Origin of the sequence: Pseudomonas sp. FH1 (assembly GCF_000510895.2) — a bacterium.
Taxonomy (GTDB): domain Bacteria; phylum Pseudomonadota; class Gammaproteobacteria; order Pseudomonadales; family Pseudomonadaceae; genus Aquipseudomonas; species Aquipseudomonas azotoformans_A.
In genome coordinates this window covers 47,650-64,478 of record NZ_AOHM01000006.1, presented here as the reverse complement: position 1 = coordinate 64,478, position 16,829 = coordinate 47,650, and the positions used below count along the sequence as shown (strand labels likewise).

Here is a 16,829-nt window from a genome sequence, read left to right as displayed (position 1 = left end):
GACGCTAGAAAAAACCTCACCTAGGCTCACCCTTCAATCGGTGGCTTTCTTGAGTCATTGCCTCACGCATTTTGTTGGCATGCCGTTCGACCCAGTTAAAGCTGATCCTGTCGGGAACCCGTTCAGGGAAGAGCGCGTCATGGCTATGCTGCTTCAAACAACACAACCACATTCAACTCTGCTGCTGCAAATGCTTGAGAGCGATTTCTCATCCTCCTCAACATTTGCACAGGAGTATCACTTGGCTGCAGGTTTCTGGAACGAAGCACTCCTGGACCCGGCACGCACATTTTTCCGTACGCCTGGTAAAGGATTTCGTGCGTCTCTGGTGAATCTCGGCTGGCACCTGGCAGGGCGCGAGGAGTGCGCACCTCCAGAACTGGCAATTATCCTTGAGGCACTCCACGGCGGTTCGCTGATCGTGGATGACATTGAAGACAACTCATCCTGGCGACGTGGCAAACCAGCGTTGCACGTTACCCATGGGCTGCCGCTGGCGTTGAATACCGGCAATTGGCTGTATTTCTGGGCGCTCAGCCTGATACAGCGTTTGGGCCTGCCCGGCGCCGTAGAGCTGAAGGTATCCCGCGCAGTGTCGTCGACGTTGCTTCACTGCCACTCGGGGCAGGCATTGGATCTATCTGTACGCTTGACCGATTTGGAACAAGCAGAAGTGCTTTCGGTTGTATCCGTGATCTCAGGTTTGAAAACAGGACGACTGATGGCCTTGGCTGCGTCGTTGGGTGCCATTGCGGCAGGAGGGTCGAAATCCCTTGTCGAGAGCCTGACAGTGTATGGACAGCAGGTGGGTGTGGCGCTGCAGATGTTGGATGATCTGGGTAACTTCGGTGAGCAGCTCGACCCCATCAAGCGATATGAAGATTTACGCAATGATCGGCCCTCTTGGGTGTGGGCGTGGCTGGCGGAGGACTTGAGTTGCTGTTATTTCAACTCATTGAAGAAAAAGGCCCAAGCTGTTGTCGAGCCGTATGAAGTGCAGTCGCTGGCAGATGACATTTGCCAAGCACTGGGCGCTCGAGGGACTCAACGAAGTAATAATATTCTGGATCAGTCGTTTCGAGAGCTTTGTATCAAGGCGGGACCGCATCAGGGACTTGATGAAGCTCGACAGCAATTGACGCAACTCAGGGCGAGTTTCATCGGGTCTACAAGAGTGTGGTCTGATCATGAGTGACTCGTTCATCCTTGAGAAAGCACAGCAGTGGCTGCGTGATCCTTGCGAAGTACGTCGTTTACGTACGCACTTTATACGTGCGGGCTCAAGAGCGGATATATGGAGTGCCGCCGCGATGGGGTTGACGGATGCCAGCGTCCAGTCAATCTTCGCCTCCATGAACAGCGGGAAGGTGATTGTGGGGAGCGACAGTGCACTGACCTACTTGGTTGGCCTTCCTGTATACGTGCCATATGCGTCGCACCGTATAGAACACAGTGCGCAGGGGGGCGCGTATTTTGATCAGTTGTTGGCATTGACTGACGAGAAATCACTTTGCAAGACGGTATCGACGGGCGCAATTGCGGCGATGACATTGATCGCGGGAGCCAGTTTATGGCACGCATCTAAGGGAGTGAGTGAACAGAGCCGTCGCATTGCCAGTGGCCTGGCTGCTATTGCGCGCCCTGCACCAAAAAAGGGTTTGGAGGTTCCACGGTTATTCAGCGCCTACCGCACTGTTGCTCCCGGTTTGAAAGCGCAGGATATGCCCGCAATGATCATTCGCGACTTCTGCGCCAGTACATTTGCATGGCAGTGCATTCGCAGCCCGGACGCACGTATTCATGATCTATGTGGCTCATTGCTGGTGCTCACGACGGCCGTCGATTATGTGGGGGCCGCCGATGATCCCGGGGCGAAGCGGGCGGCCTACAGATTGGCTGCCAGCGATGGCTTTACGCACTTGGGTGGGGATTCTGTCAGGCAGGCTTTGCAGGACATGGTTACGGCTTGTGCCTTTATGAAAACCAAGGATGTGCTGGTCGCAGCTTCAAGGCATTGGGGGGAATTGGGCGGCTTTGTCGAAGCGGCAGGCGGAGGGATAACACCTGATGAATTTGTCTTGGCGCGTTGGTGGGATGCGGCGATGAGCCCTTATCACCGTATGGTAATGAACTCTGACGGCTATGATTATTTGATGAACGAAGCGGGCGCTTTCGATTCATTTGCGCGATGCGCCACCGTCCAACGAGCTATCGATAATCTGATTCGCTACAGCGAAGTGGTGGATTTCGTTGCAGATTATTCGAACGAAGAGTTCTTCAATGAGGCATTTGTTGCGTTGTCGATGGGGGGCGTCAAGGCGTTGCGTGGTTATGGCACAAGCCTTTCCTGCGTAACTGATGAGCTATTGCGTTGCGATTGTGGCGAACCAGGACATGATGAGGCAGCGGAGATGTCCATGGGTGGATGTCTTTGGTATCTGCTATTGCCACGCTATCAAGCGTGGAGGCAGTTACGCGCGTTCAGTGCTGGTGAAGAAGGCCTTGCCAGTGCATTTACACTGCCGCCTGCGGGGCGCCGATTACAGTTTGCGACGCAGATACTGTTGCCGGGCAAGCTCCTTCATGGTGTCTCCTGGCAGCCACTCTGGCGAGTTATGCCATCGACAGAACGTCCCATCCTGATTGCAGAACTGACGCGTCGGATTGTCAGGCGTTGCCTACTAATCGATGTGTGGCGGCGTGAATGTCATGATTCGCTGACTGCTATTGCACAGCCATTGTTGCAGCAATGCGATACGCTCGAAGACAGCGCTGATCTACGCGCGCTGTTTTCACACTGGCATGCGCTGTTTGATGCTTGCCTGCAGCTGAGTGGTACGCGCGTTGATTCTCATCAGTCACTTATTGATCCCTTTAAATCCGTTCTGGCACGACTTTGGGGATGTATTGTCGCTTGTGATGAACTAGCTGGCGTTGATACTGAGCAGTTGTATGTTGATTGTGATGCGGCGGTTCGGCGTAGCTACACGTTACCTGTGGAGGTGGGGTTGATAGTCAGGCGTGCATTCTTCGGCATAGCAACCAGTGCCGTGGAATTGGCGGGTTTCAATCCTTATGCGCGTCTGACGGATGGCATTGCGAGCCAATGTGAAGCGTCTGGCGATGAGTGACGTGGCAGAACCGGGGGCTGTTCATGCAAAAAGCGCCCTGGAGGGCGCTTTTTTTGGTTAACGATTACGATCAGGCAATCGCATCCCAAGCCCGATCACCGTTCTCGTCTTTGATCCGAGTCGGCAACCCCATCACATCCAGCGCTTTCAGGAACGGCTCGGCCGGCAGTTCCTCGACGTTGGCCATGTGCTTCACATCCCATTCGCCACGGGCAACCAGCAGCGCAGCGGCCACTGGTGGCACGCCTGCGGTGTAGGAGATGCCCTGGCTGTCGGTTTCGGCAAAGGCTTCTTCATGGCAGGCCACGTTGTAGATGAACATCTCGTGGGGCTGGCCATTTTTGGTGCCTTTGACCAGGTCACCGATGCAGGTCTTGCCGGTGTAGCCGGGGGCGAGCGAAGACGGGTCGGGCAGCACGGCCTTGACCAGTTTCAACGGCACGACTTCCAGGCCTTCGGCGGTGGTGACCGGCTTTTCGGAGAGCAGGCCGAGGTTTTTCAGCACGGTGAACACGTTGATGTAGTGTTCGCCGAAGCTCATCCAGAAACGCACGTTGGGCACGTCGAGATTTTTCGACAGCGAGTGCACTTCATCGTGGCCGGTGAGGTAGAGGTTCTGCGAACCGACGACCGGCAGGTCATCAGTGCGTTTGACTTCGAACATGGTGTTGCTGGTCCACTGGCTGTTCTGCCAGCTCCACACCTGTCCGGTGAACTCGCGGAAGTTGATTTCCGGGTCGAAGTTGGTGGCGAAGTATTTGCCATGGGAGCCGGCATTGACGTCGAGGATGTCGATCGAATCAATACGGTCGAAATGCTGTTGCTGCGCCAGCGCGGCGTACGCGTTGACGACACCCGGGTCGAAGCCCACGCCAAGGATGGCGGTGATGTTCTTCTGTTTGCACTCTTCCAGGTGGTTCCATTCGTAGTTGCCGTACCACGGCGGGGTCTCGCAGACCTTGCCCGGCTCTTCGTGGATGGCGGTGTCGAGGTAGGCAACGCCCGTATCGATGCAGGCGCGCAGCACCGACATGTTGAGGAACGCGGAACCTACGTTGATAACGATCTGCGAGTCGGTCTCGCGGATCAGGGCCTTGGTCGCTTCCACGTCCAGGGCGTTCAGCGCGAAGGCTTGGATGTCGGCGGGAACCTTGAGGCTACCCTTGGCCTTGACGCTGTCGATGATGGCCTGGCATTTGGAGATGTTGCGCGACGCGATAGCAATACGACCGAGTTCGTCGTTGTGCTGCGCGCACTTGTGGGCCACCACCTTGGCGACACCTCCTGCACCAATGATAAGAACGTTCTTTTTCAATTGCTTTATCTCTCCTTTATCCGCCAGCTTACGAAAGGCTGGACAGGTAGTCGTCGTAACCAAATTCACGAACCACCTCGACTGTACCGTCGAGTTGTTTCACTACGATGGACGGCATTTTCAGGCCGTTGAACCAGTTTTTCTTGACCATGGTGTAGCCTGCGGTGTCGATGAACGACAGCCGATCGCCGATGGCCAGCGGACGATCAAATTGATACTCGCCGAAGATGTCCCCGGCCAGGCAGGATTTGCCGCACACCATGAAGGTGTGTTCACCGTCGCTTGGCGCCAGCTTGGCGTTGAGGCGGTAGATCAGCAGGTCCAGCAAGTGGGCTTCGATGGAGCTGTCTACCACGGCGAGGTGCTTGCCGTTGTAGAGGGTGTCGAGCACGGTGACTTCCAGGGAGGCGCTGTTGGTGATCGCCGCTTCGCCGGGTTCCAGGTACACCTGCACGCCGTACTTTTCGGAGAACGCCTTCAGGCGTGCGCAGAACGCGTCCACCGCATAGTCTTCACCGGTGAAGTGGATACCACCGCCGAGGCTGACCCACTCGACCTTGTGCAGCAGCGCGCCGAAGCGTTCTTCGATGGTGCCCAGCATCTTGTCGAACAGGCTGAAATCGCCGTTCTCGCAGTTGTTGTGGAACATGAAGCCGGAGATCTGCTCGATCACGCCTTCGATCTTCACCGGGTCCCATTCGCCCAAGCGGCTGAACGGGCGCGCCGGGTCGGCCAGCAGGTAGTCGGAGCTGCTCACCTGCGGGTTGACGCGCAGGCCACGGGTCTTGCCTTCGGAACGTTCGGCAAAGCGTTGCAGCTGGCTGATCGAGTTGAAGATGATCTTGTCGCAGTTGTCCAGCATCTCTTCGATTTCATCGTCGGCCCAGGCCACGCTGTAGGCGTGTGCCTCGCCTTCGAACTTCTGGCGGCCGAGCTTGAGCTCATACAGCGACGACGAGGTGGTGCCGTCCATGTATTGCTGCATCAGGTCGAACACCGACCAGGTGGCAAAGCACTTGAGCGCCAGCAACGCCTTGGCGCCGGACTGCTCGCGCACGTAAGCAATCTTCTGCATGTTGACCAGAAGCTTCTGTTTATCGATGAGGTAGTACGGCGTTTTGATCATTTTTGAGAGCCTGCGGCGGTGCCTGCCAAAAAAGGACACGCATTGTGCCCGCACTTGGATCGAATCGAAAGGTTAGTGGGCGGATTTTGCTGCCCTGGGTTTCAATGATACCCGCTGAGTATGACCATCTATGGGCATACCCCGGATCAATGGGTAGCAAGCCAGGTGCCATCAAACTGTCATCTCCTTACCGCCGAACTGCCACATTCCCTCGCTACTGTCCTCGCCAATGAGATCGATCTCAAGCGAGTGACAATGACTGACCTGAAAGACGTAGCCCGGCTGGCGGGCGTATCCCGCGCCACCGCCGCCCGCACTTTTGCTTCCCCCGACCAGGTGCGCCCGACCACCCGTGAGCAAGTGTTCGCCGCCGCCCGTGAGTTGGGTTTTCGCCCCAATCTGCTGGGCCGCCAGCTGCGCCTGCAAACCACCCAGTTGATCGGCGTAGTGGTGCCCAACCTGCTCAACCCGGTGTTTGCCGAACAGTTCCAGGCCATGGAGCGCGCCGCTCGGGCGCGCGGCTACAGCCTGTTGCTGGCGACCACCGATTACAGCAGCGAGCGCGAATGCATCGTGGTGGAAGAACTGTTGCGCCAGCGCGTCGATGGCCTGGTGCTGACGGTCACCGATGCCGAGAGCAACAGCGTGCTCAGCAGCTTGAACACCGAGCAAACCCCGTTCGTGCTGGCTTATCACCAACCGAGCAATCCCAACTACAGCGCCGTGTCGGTGGACAACCGCGCAGGCATGGCGCTGGCCACGCGTTACCTGCTGGAAGCCGGGCATCGGCGCATCGGCATGGTCGCCGGTCCTGCGTTGCAATCCGACCGTGCCCGTCTGCGCTACGCCGGTTATTGCGACGCCATGCGCGAATACAGCCTGGAACCCCGCGCGGTGATCGAAATGCCGGCCCACACCCAGGCCGAATTCGCCGCCATCGAACCCTTTTTGCGAGGCGACGAGGCCCCGACTGCATTGGTGTGCTCCAACGATTTCCTGGCGATCAGCCTGATCGCCGAACTGCGTCGCAACGCCTGGAACGTGCCCGAACAGCTGTCGGTGATGGGCTTCGACGGCATCAGCCTCGGCACCCAGATGCACCCGACCCTGTGCAGCGTGGTGCAGCCCATCGCCTTGCTGGCCAGCACCGTGATTGACCAACTGCTGGCGCAGATCGCCGGCAACGCCCCGACGTCCCATTGCCTGCCTTGCCATATCCGGCCGGGCGACAGTACTCAACCCCACGAGGAAACCCTTGATGCGCGCACTCAGTAAAACCCTGGCAGCCGTGCTGCTGTGCGGTGCGGCCAGCCTGGCCCAGGCCGCCGAAACCGCGATCTGCTACAACTGCCCGCCGGACTGGGCCGACTGGGGCACCCAGCTCAAGGCCATCGCCGCCAGCACCGGCGTGCAAGTACCGCTGGACAACAAGAACTCCGGCCAGTCGCTGGCGCAGTTGGTGGCGGAAAAAGCCGCGCCGGTGGCCGACGTCGTGTACTACGGCGTGACCTTCGGCCTGCAGGCACAAAAAGCCGAGGTGGTCGACACCTATAAACCCAAGGCCTGGGAGCAGATTCCCGCTGGCTTGAAAGATCCGGCCGGCCATTGGTTCGCGATCCACTCCGGTACCTTGGGCATCATGGTCAATGTTGATGCGCTGGGTGGTTTGCCGGTGCCGCAAAGCTGGGCCGACCTGCTCAAGCCGGAATACAAAGGCATGGTCGGTTACCTCGACCCGTCCAGCGCCTTCGTCGGCTACGTGTCGGCCGTGGCGATCAACCGCGCCCTGGGCGGCGACCTGGACAACTTCGCACCGGCCATCGACTACTTCCAGAAGTTGGCGAAGAACGCGCCCATCGTGCCCAAGCAAACCGCCTATGCGCGGGTGCTGTCCGGTGAGTTGCCGATCCTGGTGGACTACGACTTCAACGCCTACCGCGCGCGCTACAAAGATAAGGCCAACGTCGCCTTCGTGATCCCGAAGGAAGGCAGCATCAGCGTGCCCTACGTGATGAGTCTGGTGGCCAACGCACCGCACCGCGCCAATGCGCAAAAGGTCCTCGACTTCGTGCTGTCTGACGAAGGCCAGGCACTCTGGGCCAAGGCCTACCTGCGCCCGGTGCGTCCGATGAAAATGCCGGCTGACGTGGCCGCCCAGTTTCTGCCTGACAGCGACTACGCCCGCGCCGGGGTGGTGGACTACGAAAAAATGGCCGCTGTGCAGGAAGCCTTCGCCGCCCGTTACCTGAACGAGGTCAAGTAAGTGGCAGCATCGGCAAAACATGCCGCCTGGGCACTGGCCCCGGCCTTTGCGGTGCTGCTCGCCTTTTGGCTGCTGCCGCTGGCGCACTTGATGGTGCTCGGCGCCGAGAGTCGCGACAGCAACGGCAGCGGTTACTGGCAGGTGCTCAGCAGCGCGCAGTACCTGGGTAGCCTTGGGCAAACGCTGGTGCTGGCCGTGGTGGTGACGCTGGTGGCGCTGGTGATCGGCGGCATCAGCGGCGTGTTCCTCGCCCGGCACCAGTTTTTCGGGCGCTCGGCGCTGGTGGCGTTGCTCACCTTTCCGTTGGCCTTTCCCGGTGTGGTGGTGGGCTTTCTGGTGATTCTGCTGGCCGGTCGCCAAGGCCTGCTGGCCTCACTGGGCCTGCAACTGGCTGGCGAGCGCTGGATCTTTGCCTACTCGCTGGCGGGGCTGTTCGTGGGCTACCTGTACTTCTCGATTCCACGGGTGATCCTCACGGTGATGGCCGCGTGCGAGAGCCTTGATCGCAGCCTGGAAGAAGCCGCGCACTCCCTGGGTGCCGGGCATTGGCGCGTGGTGTGTGACGTGATCGTGCCGGGCCTGGCACCCGCGTTGGCGTCCTGCGGGGCGATCTGTTTTGCCACGTCCATGGGCGCCTTCGGCACGGCGTTTACCTTGGGCACGCGACTGAATGTCACCCCGGTGGCGATCTACAACGTATTCACCAACTACGCCAACTTTGCCGTCGCCGCTGCGCTGTCGGTGGTGCTGGGCGGGGTGACCTGGGCGGTGTTGCTGCTGACCCGGCGCCTGGTGAAAAACGCGGGGACTGTGCTGTGAAACGTTCATCGCTGTTTGTGCTGCAACTGCTGTTTACCCTGCTGGTGTGCGCCTTCATGTTGGTGCCGGTGGTGATGTCGTTGCTGGCGGGTTTGACCCGCAACTTCTTCGTCGGTCTGTCCAGTGGCTTGACCTTCGATTGGTTGATCCAGGTGTGGCAGGCCTATTCGCCGACTGTGTGGTTGTCGCTGCAATTGGCGCTGGCCTGCGCGGTGTGTGTCTGCGTGATTGGCGTGCCGGCCGCCTACGCCCTGGTGCGGATGAACAACCGCTTCAGCCGCGCCTTCGAAGAGTTGATGGTGCTGCCCGTGGCGATGCCGGGGTTGGCCAGTGCGTTGGCGTTGCTGCTCACCTACGGCCAGTTCGGCAGCTTTCGCAGCAGTTGGCTGTTCATCCTGGTCGGGCATGTGCTGTTCACCTTGCCATTCCTGGTACGCCCGGTGATGGCGGTGATGCAACGCCAGCAACTGCCGGTGCTGGAAGAGGCGGCGGCCAGCTTGGGCGCCGGTCCGATCAAGCGCTTTTTCAGTGTGGTGGTGCCTAACTGCCGCGCGGGAATCCTGGCCGGCGTGCTGATGGTGGTGACCTTGTCCCTGGGTGAATTCAACCTGACCTGGATGCTTCACACCCCCATGACCAAGACCCTGCCCGTGGGCCTGGCCGACAGCTACGCCTCGGCGCGCCTGGAGATCGCCAGCGCCTACACCCTTATCTTTTTGCTGATGATCGTGCCGCTGCTGATTGCGTTGCAGGCCATCAGTGCCCGTTTGTCCCGTGGAGAGCGTCGATGACCGCTATCACTATCCGCCTGCAAGGCTGTCGCAAGGCGTTCGCCGACGGCACCGTGGCCGTGCATGACTTGAACCTGACCGTCGAGGGCGGCGAAACCCTGGCGATTCTCGGGCCGTCCGGCTGTGGCAAGACCACCACCTTGCGCCTGATCGCCGGCCTGGAGCGCCCGGATGTGGGCCAGGTGTTGTTCGGTGACCAGGACGTGACGCGCCTGCCCATCGAGCGCCGCGACGTGGGCATGGTGTTCCAGAACTACGCGCTGTTTCCCAACCTGGATGTGGCGGGAAATATCGTCTACGGCTTGAAGATTCGCGGGATGTCGGTGCCTGAACGCAACAAGCGCTGCGACGAGTTGCTGGAGCTGGTGGGCTTGCAGCATCACGGCAAGCGCAGCATCCACGAACTCTCCGGCGGCCAGCGCCAGCGCGTGGCATTGGCCCGTGCCTTGGCGCCGCGTCCGAAAGTGCTGTTGCTGGACGAACCCCTGGCGGCCCTCGACGCGCAATTGCGCGAACGCCTGCGCAGCGAACTGAATGACCTGCTGCGCGGCCTCGGCATCACCTCGGTGTTCGTCACCCACGACCAGGGCGAAGCCATGGCCCTGGGCGACCGCATCCTGGTCATGGAGCACGGCCGTGTCGCGCAACTGGCCAGCCCGCGTGACATCTACCAGAAACCTGCCAACGCCTTCGTCGCGGGCTTCGTCGGCAACCTCAATGCCTTCGAGGTAATCGAGCTGTCGGCCCATGGCTTGAAAGTCCACGGCGGCGAGTTGCCGTGGCAGGCCGCCGAGCGGCCCAGCACGGTCTATTGCCGCCCGGAGCACCTGAAGGTGATGGAGGGAGAAGGGCACCTGCACGGCCGTCTGTTGGCGCAGTTTTTCCAGGGCGCACAAAGCCGCCTGCTGGTGGATGTGGGCGGCCAGCAACCGCTGCTGGTCGACAGCAGCGACAACCAGCTGTACGCCGTCGGCGCGCCAATCGCCCTGGCGATTGCGCCGCACATGTTGTTCACCCTGAATGCTTGAGAATCTACTGTGAATCGTCCGTTTCTTGTCGCGCAGATCAGCGACCTGCACCTTAAAGCCGGCCAGCGCCTCACTTATGGGGTGGTCGATACCTTGGGCGCACTGCGCCGCGCCGTCGACCACCTCAACGCCAGTTACCCACGCCCCGATATCGTGGTGATCAGCGGTGACCTGGTGGACTTCGGCCGCGCCGATGAATACGCCGTGCTGCACCCCGAACTCGCCCGTTTGCACATGCCGTGCTACCTGGTACCCGGCAACCACGACACGCGCGGGCCGCTGCTGGAGGCGTTCCGGGATCACGCGTATTTGCCTGTGTCCGCAGAGGGCCCATTGGACTGGGTGGTGGACGAGCATCCGCTGCGCCTGATCGGCCTCGACTCCACCATCCCCGGCGGCCACGGCGGCCAGTTGCTCGACAGCCAATTGCACTGGCTGGACGCGCAATTGTCGCTGCGTCCGCAGGCGCCGACCTTGCTGATTTTGCATCACCCGCCGTTTATCAGCGGCATCGGCCATATGGACCGCGAGCCCTTCATCAATGCGGCGGCGCTGGAGCAGGTCGTCGCCCGTCATCCGCAAGTCGAGCGCCTGCTGTGCGGGCATTTGCACCGGCCGATGCAGCGCCGTTTCGGCGGCAGCCTGAGTTGTGTATGCCCCGGCACCTCGCACCAGATCGTGTTGGACCTACAAGAAGCGGCGCCCGCGCATTTCAACCTGGAGCCGGCGGGCTATCTGTTGCATCGCTGGGAGGCGCAACAGGGTTTGATCAGCCACAACGGCGTATTCGGGGAGTACCCGGGGCCGTATCCGTTTTATGACGCTCATGGGTTAATTGACTGAGGTTGTGATGAAAGCCACTTTGAATGTGTTAAGCGTGTTGACCGGCGGCCTGGGCGTTGCCCTCAGCCCTTTGGCGTCGGCTGATTTCTTGAGCGACAGTAAAGCCAACTTGAGTATGCGCAACTTCTACTTCAACAACGACAACCGTGACGGCGCCGCCGCACCGTCGAAGACCGAGGAGTGGGGCCAGGCGTTTATCCTCAACTACCAGTCGGGCTTCACCGACGGCACCGTCGGTTTTGGTCTCGACGCCATCGGCATGCTCGGCATCACCCTGGACAGCGGCGCCGGCCGCCACGTGGGCAGCTCGATGATCCCCAACGACGACGGCAAGGCCACCGACAACTGGGCCCGTGGCGGCGCCACGGCCAAGGCGCGTTTTGCCAAGAGCGAACTGCGCTACGGCTACCTGCGGCCGAACCTGCCGATCCTGGTGAGTAACGACGGCCGCCTGTTGCCGCAGTCGTTCGAAGGTGGGCAAATCACCAGCAAGGACATCGACAACCTGACCCTGATCGGCGGCCAACTGCAACACACCACCGGCCGTGGCTCCAGCGACCGCAGCGGCCTGGCGGCGGCGGGCGGCACCCAGGAAAGCAACAAATTCAACTACGCCGGTGCCGATTACCAGGTGACCAAGGACCTGATGGTCCAGTACTACTACGCCAACCTCGAAGACTATTATCAACAGCACTTCGCCGGGCTGATCCACGTATTGCCGCTGGGCGACTACGGCTCGTTGAAAACCGACCTGCGCTACTTCAAGACCACCTCCGACGGCAAGAACAGCAGCGCTTCTGGCCGTGCCGAAGGTTACAAGCTCGGCGGCTACACCAAGAATGGCACCGGTGAAATCGACAACAACACCTGGAGCGCGGCGTTCATCTACTCCCTGGGCCCGCACGCGATCACCGCCGGCTACCAGCAAGTCTCGGACGACAGCAACTTCGCCCAACTCAACCAGGGCGGCCTGGTGAACAAAGGGGAGGGCGGTTCCAGCCTGTACCTCTACACCGACCGTACCGTGCAAACCTTTATCCAGGCCGGCGAGCGCACTGCCTTTGCGCAATACGCCTACGACTTCGCGTCACTCGGTGTGCCGGGGTTAAAGGCCTCGGTGATGTACTTGAAGGGCGACCACATCCTCACCGCCAGCGGCAACGACGCCAGCGAGTGGGAGCGCGATATCTCGCTGGATTACGTAGTGCAGAGCGGCACGTTCAAGAACGTCGGGTTCGGCTGGCGCAACGGCGTGTCGCGCAGTGAAGTGGCGCGGGACCAGGACCAGAATCGGGTGTTTGTGAACTACTCGATTCCGTTGATGTAACGACCTTTCAAACACTGCAAAACCCAATGTGGGGCCGTCGAGCCCCACATTGGTTCTCTTGTGGCGAGCGGGCTTGTCGAATCGTCGCACCGCCCGCGTTGGGCTGCGAAGCAGCCCCAGAACCAGCGGCCGAAGAAGGCCTGACTCACCGCATGCCTCCTTCTAGGGTCGCTTCGCAACCCAACGCGGGACAAGCCCGCTCGCCACAGGGTACTTATCGCCAGTTCTACCTAAAGACCTTGAAAGGCTGGGATCTATCCACGAAGCCAGGGTGCCTTGGACTCAATGCAACTGTGCGCCTGGTTCTGTACCTTGAACGGGGTATCGAGCGTGCCCAGCGCAATCGAAATCCACTCTGGATACTTTCCTTTAGCGTCGCTCCAGAACAGCGATGAACCGCATTCCGAGCAGAATTGACGGGTGATACCTGGCGAAGATTCATAGCTTTTCAGCGTGTCACGTACAGCCTGGATCGTCACGTCTGATCGGCGCGCGCTGGCATACGTTGCGAACGCCGCGCCATGCCCTTTCTGGCATTTTTTGCAGTGGCAGTGGGTGGCGGCCTTGAGCGGTGTCGCGACTTGATAAGTGACTGCACCGCAGAGGCAACTGCCTTGATTGATTGCATCCATGTCTGGTTTTATCCCGAAGAGTTCGACAAACACTATACCTGTGGCGAGGGAGCTTGCTCCCGCTGGGATGCGCAGCATCCCCATCCAGTCCAACCACAAACGTACAAGAATCCCCCCAACCCCCTCAGTAGACTCGCCGCACTCCCTCTACTGCAGGTCTTCCATGGACATCTTCCTCTACGCCTTCAGCGTCATGTACAGCCCCGGTCCCGTGAATTTCATGGGCCTCAACGCCGGGCTCACCGGTCAGTTCCGGCGCTCCACCGGGTTTTTCATCGGCGTGGGCTGCGCGATGCTGGTGTTGTTTGTGCTGTTCGGCTACACCGGCGAGGCGATCATTTCCCAGGCGGCCTTGCCCTATATTTCGTTGATTGGCGGCGTGTACACCTTGTACCTGGCTTATCAGGTGTTCACCGCGCGCACGGTGGTCGATGAAAAAGTCTCTACCGCACCGGCCAAGACGCTCACGTTCTGGAACGGCCTGGTGATCCAGTTGCTCAACCCCAAGGGCATCATGGCGGTGCTGCCGATCACCAGCGTCATGCTGCCGGCGGCGCATATCACTGGGGTGTCGATTGCACTGGTGTCGGCGTTGCTGGCCTTTGGCGCGTTGGGTGCGCCGTGGATCTATGCGTTGCTTGGTGCACTGCTGGGGCGTCGGATCAACGGGACGTCGGCGTTTACCGTGTTCAACCGCTGCATGGGCCTGGCGCTGGCGGTGTGTGCGTATTTCATGTTTCACGCGTTCTATGTGCACCTGGTCGCCGCATGAGTGGAGCTTGTCACCTCGACTCACGCATAGATCGAGCTTCTACAGGTACTTGAGCCAGGCCAGGTCGCGGCGTCGCGTCTTGAGCCCGGCAAACCAACGTACCGGCGGATACAGCGCCAGCGGCAGCAGCAGCGCCACCAGCCAAATGGCGCCCACGCCGTCGACGCCGAAGTAGTTGCCGTGATTCAGGCCGAACAGCGCCACACACGCGACGTAGAGGATTTTCAGCACGTACAGGTGCAGCAGGTAGAAGAACATCGGCGCTGCACCGAAGGTGGCGAGCAGGCCGATCCAACGCTTGCTTCCCGCTTTCTCGAACGCCAGCAACAGCAGCAAGCCGATCCCCAGCGTCAGTGCCAGAAACAACAACGAAGGCGGGTACTTGGTGATGTTGAAAAAGCTCATCAGGGTCTGCACGCCATTGTCATAGGCTTGCCAGGGTTTTTCGCCATACCCGTTGGCTGCTCGCAACACCACGAACCCTATCAATGCACTCATACCGCCGAGCAACAGGTAACGCTGACGCAGCGCCGGCGGCATGCCTTGGGCAAACCACGGGCCGAGGCTGTAGCCCAGGGCAATCACACCGATCCACGGCAGCACCGGATAGGTGGTGCGCAGGCGCAGCGAGTCGCCCACTTCGATCCAGCTGCGCTCATGCAGGATTGCCCACGGAATGTGCAGTGCCGAACCCGCGTCGAAGTGCAGCCCGTCCAGCAGGTTGTGCCCGGCAATGATCACCACTGCCAACACGATCAGCAGCGAACGCGGCAACCACACCAGCGCCGCGAGGGTGATCATGCTCACGCCAATCGCCCAGATCACTTGCATATAGATCACGCTGGGCGGCAGCTGGAAGGTCCAGGCGAAGTTGACCAGGGTGAACTCCAGCACCACCAGGAACAGCCCACGTTTGAACAGGAACGCCGACACATCGCGCCGGCCCTGGTATTTCTGGCCGTACAGCCACGCCGACAAGCCCGTGAGCAAAACAAACACTGGCGCACACAGGTGGGCGAGGGTGCGGCTGACAAACAGCGCGGGCTCGGTGCTGTCGAGAGTCATCGGATCGCTGACCTGACGGTGCAGCAGGAAGGTTTCGCGCACATGGTCCAGCAACATGAACAGGATCACCAGGCCGCGCAGGGCATCGATGGAGAGCAGGCGTTGGCGCAGGGGAACAGCATCGGTCATGGGCGAGGATCACAGGGCAGGGCGAAAATGGGTTGTTATCCTATAACATTAATTAACGCGTTGCCGCGATTCGTTGCCCAGATTAGAATGCGATCAATTCTTAATTACTACCGGGTTCGGGTGATCGGCATGTCGTCTTCGCTCCATCTGCCTGTCCAGGCGTTGTACTGCGAACATCATGGTTGGCTGTACCGCTGGCTCGACCGCAAGCTGGGCAATGCCAACGATGCGGCCGACCTGGCCCACGACACCTTCATGCGCCTGCTCACCCGCCAACACAGTGCCGGTTTCGGCAGCGAGCCGCGCGCGTTGCTCACCCATATTGCCAAGGGCCTGATGATCGACAGCTGGCGTCGCCAGGAAGTCGAACGCGCCTACCTGGAAACTATCGCGCACCTGCCCGAGCAGGCAGTGCCGTCGCCGGAAACCCGCTGGCTGATCCTCGAGGCGTTGTACCGCATCGAAGCCATGTTGCGGGATTTGCCGGAAAAGACCCGCCAGGCCTTCCTGATGTCACAGCTCGACGGCTTGACCTATCAGCAGATCGCCGACGAATTGAAGGTGTCGCTGGTTTCGGTCAAACGCTACATGCGCGATGCGTTCCTTGCGTGCCTGAGCGTGGCATGAACCCGTCCATCGACCCGCTGATCCTCGGGGAGGCCGCCGACTGGATGGTGCAGTTGCAGTCCGGCAGCGCCACCGACGAAGACCGTCGCGCCATCGCCCAATGGCAAGGCCGCAGCGCCCAGCACGCCCAGGCCTGGCAACGGGCGCAGGCGATTCTGGGGGATTTCAACAGCGTGCCGGCGGCGATTGCGGGCGACACCCTCAAGCGTATCGGCCGCAAAAAATCCCTCGGCCGCCGCCAGGCGCTTGGCCTGTTGCTGCTGGCGGGCCCTGCGACCTGGCTGGCCTACCGGCAAAAACCGTGGCAACCGTGGACCGCCGACCAGCACACCGCCGTTGGCGAGCAACGCAACCTCACTTTGCCGGATGGCACACGCCTGCTGATCAACACAGCCAGCTCATTGAATATCGCGTTCACCGACCAACTGCGGCGTCTCGAGTTGCTGCAGGGTGAAGTGATGATCACCACCGCCAAGGACCCCGCGCCGACCCATCGTCCGTTTGTGGTGCAGACCCGCCACGGCACCGCCCGCGCCCTGGGCACGCATTTCAGCGTGCGGGTGGACGAGCAGAGCAGCCGCGTGGCGGTGCTCGACGGTGCGGTGGAAATGCTGCCGCAGCACGCCCGTCGTGGGCTGATCCTCAAGGCTGGCGAGCAGAGCGCATTCGGTAGCGACAGCGTGGCCGCGGTGCAGCCGCTGGAGGCCGGCGCCACCACCTGGGAAAACGGCATGCTGCTGGCCCAGCAGATGCGCCTGGCGGACTTGCTCGATGAGCTGGGACGCTACCGCCACGGCGTGTTGCGCTGCCACGACAGCGTCGCCGGGCTGAGCGTGTCCGGGGCGTTCCCCTTGCGGGACACCGACGCCAGCCTGCGCTTGTTGCAGGAAACCCTGCCGGTCAAGGTCAGCAGCTTGACCGGCTACTGGGTGACGATCGAACCGCGCTGAATTTTTTTCCC

16 protein-coding genes are annotated in these 16,829 nt (G+C 60.6%); 12 read left to right on the top strand and 4 right to left on the bottom strand.

Annotated elements, in window-relative coordinates; all coding sequences use genetic code 11:
- The first annotated feature begins 139 nt into the window (after positions 1-139).
- Both H096_RS02980 and H096_RS02975 read left to right on the top strand, forming a co-directional pair.
- A complete protein-coding gene (locus H096_RS02980) occupies positions 140-1,195 on the top strand; it encodes a polyprenyl synthetase family protein (protein ID WP_162240106.1) in 1,056 nt (351 codons plus the stop codon).
- Positions 1,188-3,131, top strand: a complete 1,944-nt coding sequence (locus H096_RS02975; RefSeq protein WP_156717462.1) for a hypothetical protein — start codon at positions 1,188-1,190, stop codon at positions 3,129-3,131. The genes H096_RS02980 and H096_RS02975 overlap by 8 nt, the downstream gene beginning before the upstream one ends.
- 70 nt (positions 3,132-3,201) lie before the next feature.
- Here H096_RS02975 and H096_RS02970 read toward each other — a convergent pair whose 3' ends face one another.
- Together H096_RS02970 and H096_RS02965 are read right to left on the bottom strand one after the other, a co-directional pair.
- Positions 3,202-4,446, bottom strand: a complete 1,245-nt coding sequence (locus tag H096_RS02970; RefSeq protein ID WP_033896713.1) for a saccharopine dehydrogenase family protein — start codon at positions 4,444-4,446, stop codon at positions 3,202-3,204.
- A gap of 28 nt (positions 4,447-4,474) precedes the next feature.
- Positions 4,475-5,572, bottom strand: coding sequence for a carboxynorspermidine decarboxylase (locus H096_RS02965; protein ID WP_028616547.1), 1,098 nt, complete (start codon positions 5,570-5,572; stop codon positions 4,475-4,477).
- A gap of 255 nt (positions 5,573-5,827) precedes the next feature.
- Between H096_RS02965 and H096_RS02960 the strand changes: the two genes are divergently transcribed.
- The 7 genes from H096_RS02960 to H096_RS02930 are packed head-to-tail and all read left to right on the top strand — an operon-like array spanning position 5,828 to position 12,643.
- Entirely contained in the window at positions 5,828-6,847 is a 1,020-nt protein-coding gene (locus H096_RS02960) for a LacI family DNA-binding transcriptional regulator (RefSeq protein WP_033896712.1), read from the top strand.
- Positions 6,831-7,835, top strand: coding sequence for an ABC transporter substrate-binding protein (locus tag H096_RS02955; RefSeq protein ID WP_033896710.1), 1,005 nt, complete (start codon positions 6,831-6,833; stop codon positions 7,833-7,835). The genes H096_RS02960 and H096_RS02955 overlap by 17 nt, the downstream gene beginning before the upstream one ends.
- Complete coding sequence (locus H096_RS02950; protein ID WP_033896709.1) at positions 7,836-8,654, top strand: ABC transporter permease; 819 nt, start codon at positions 7,836-7,838, stop codon at positions 8,652-8,654.
- On the top strand, positions 8,651-9,445 hold the full coding sequence (locus tag H096_RS02945; protein ID WP_033896708.1) for an ABC transporter permease subunit: 795 nt from the start codon (positions 8,651-8,653) through the stop codon (positions 9,443-9,445). Before H096_RS02950 ends, H096_RS02945 begins: the two co-directional genes overlap by 4 nt.
- Complete coding sequence (locus H096_RS02940; RefSeq protein WP_033896707.1) at positions 9,442-10,473, top strand: ABC transporter ATP-binding protein; 1,032 nt, start codon at positions 9,442-9,444, stop codon at positions 10,471-10,473. Before H096_RS02945 ends, H096_RS02940 begins: the two co-directional genes overlap by 4 nt.
- A gap of 9 nt (positions 10,474-10,482) precedes the next feature.
- Complete coding sequence (locus H096_RS02935; protein WP_033896706.1) at positions 10,483-11,316, top strand: phosphodiesterase; 834 nt, start codon at positions 10,483-10,485, stop codon at positions 11,314-11,316.
- A 7-nt stretch (positions 11,317-11,323) separates the two neighbouring features.
- Positions 11,324-12,643 (top strand): OprD family porin, encoded by a 1,320-nt coding sequence (locus H096_RS02930; RefSeq protein WP_033896705.1) that lies wholly within the window; start codon positions 11,324-11,326, stop codon positions 12,641-12,643.
- A gap of 254 nt (positions 12,644-12,897) precedes the next feature.
- Here H096_RS02930 and H096_RS02925 read toward each other — a convergent pair whose 3' ends face one another.
- On the bottom strand, positions 12,898-13,275 hold the full coding sequence (locus H096_RS02925) for a GFA family protein (RefSeq protein WP_033896866.1): 378 nt from the start codon (positions 13,273-13,275) through the stop codon (positions 12,898-12,900).
- A gap of 163 nt (positions 13,276-13,438) precedes the next feature.
- On the opposite strand from H096_RS02925, the gene H096_RS02920 reads away from it, so the two are divergent.
- Positions 13,439-14,047 (top strand): LysE family transporter, encoded by a 609-nt coding sequence (locus tag H096_RS02920; RefSeq protein ID WP_033896704.1) that lies wholly within the window; start codon positions 13,439-13,441, stop codon positions 14,045-14,047.
- Between the two features lie 39 nt (positions 14,048-14,086).
- Here H096_RS02920 and H096_RS02915 read toward each other — a convergent pair whose 3' ends face one another.
- On the bottom strand, positions 14,087-15,241 hold the full coding sequence (locus H096_RS02915) for a DUF1624 domain-containing protein (protein WP_033896703.1): 1,155 nt from the start codon (positions 15,239-15,241) through the stop codon (positions 14,087-14,089).
- A gap of 129 nt (positions 15,242-15,370) precedes the next feature.
- Between H096_RS02915 and H096_RS02910 the strand changes: the two genes are divergently transcribed.
- Positions 15,371-15,868, top strand: coding sequence for a sigma-70 family RNA polymerase sigma factor (locus H096_RS02910; RefSeq protein ID WP_033896865.1), 498 nt, complete (start codon positions 15,371-15,373; stop codon positions 15,866-15,868).
- The gene (locus H096_RS02905) at positions 15,865-16,818 is read left to right on the top strand and encodes a FecR domain-containing protein (RefSeq protein WP_033896702.1); all 954 of its coding nucleotides are present in this window, start codon (positions 15,865-15,867) and stop codon (positions 16,816-16,818) included. The genes H096_RS02910 and H096_RS02905 overlap by 4 nt, the downstream gene beginning before the upstream one ends.
- Positions 16,819-16,829: the final 11 nt, after the last annotated feature.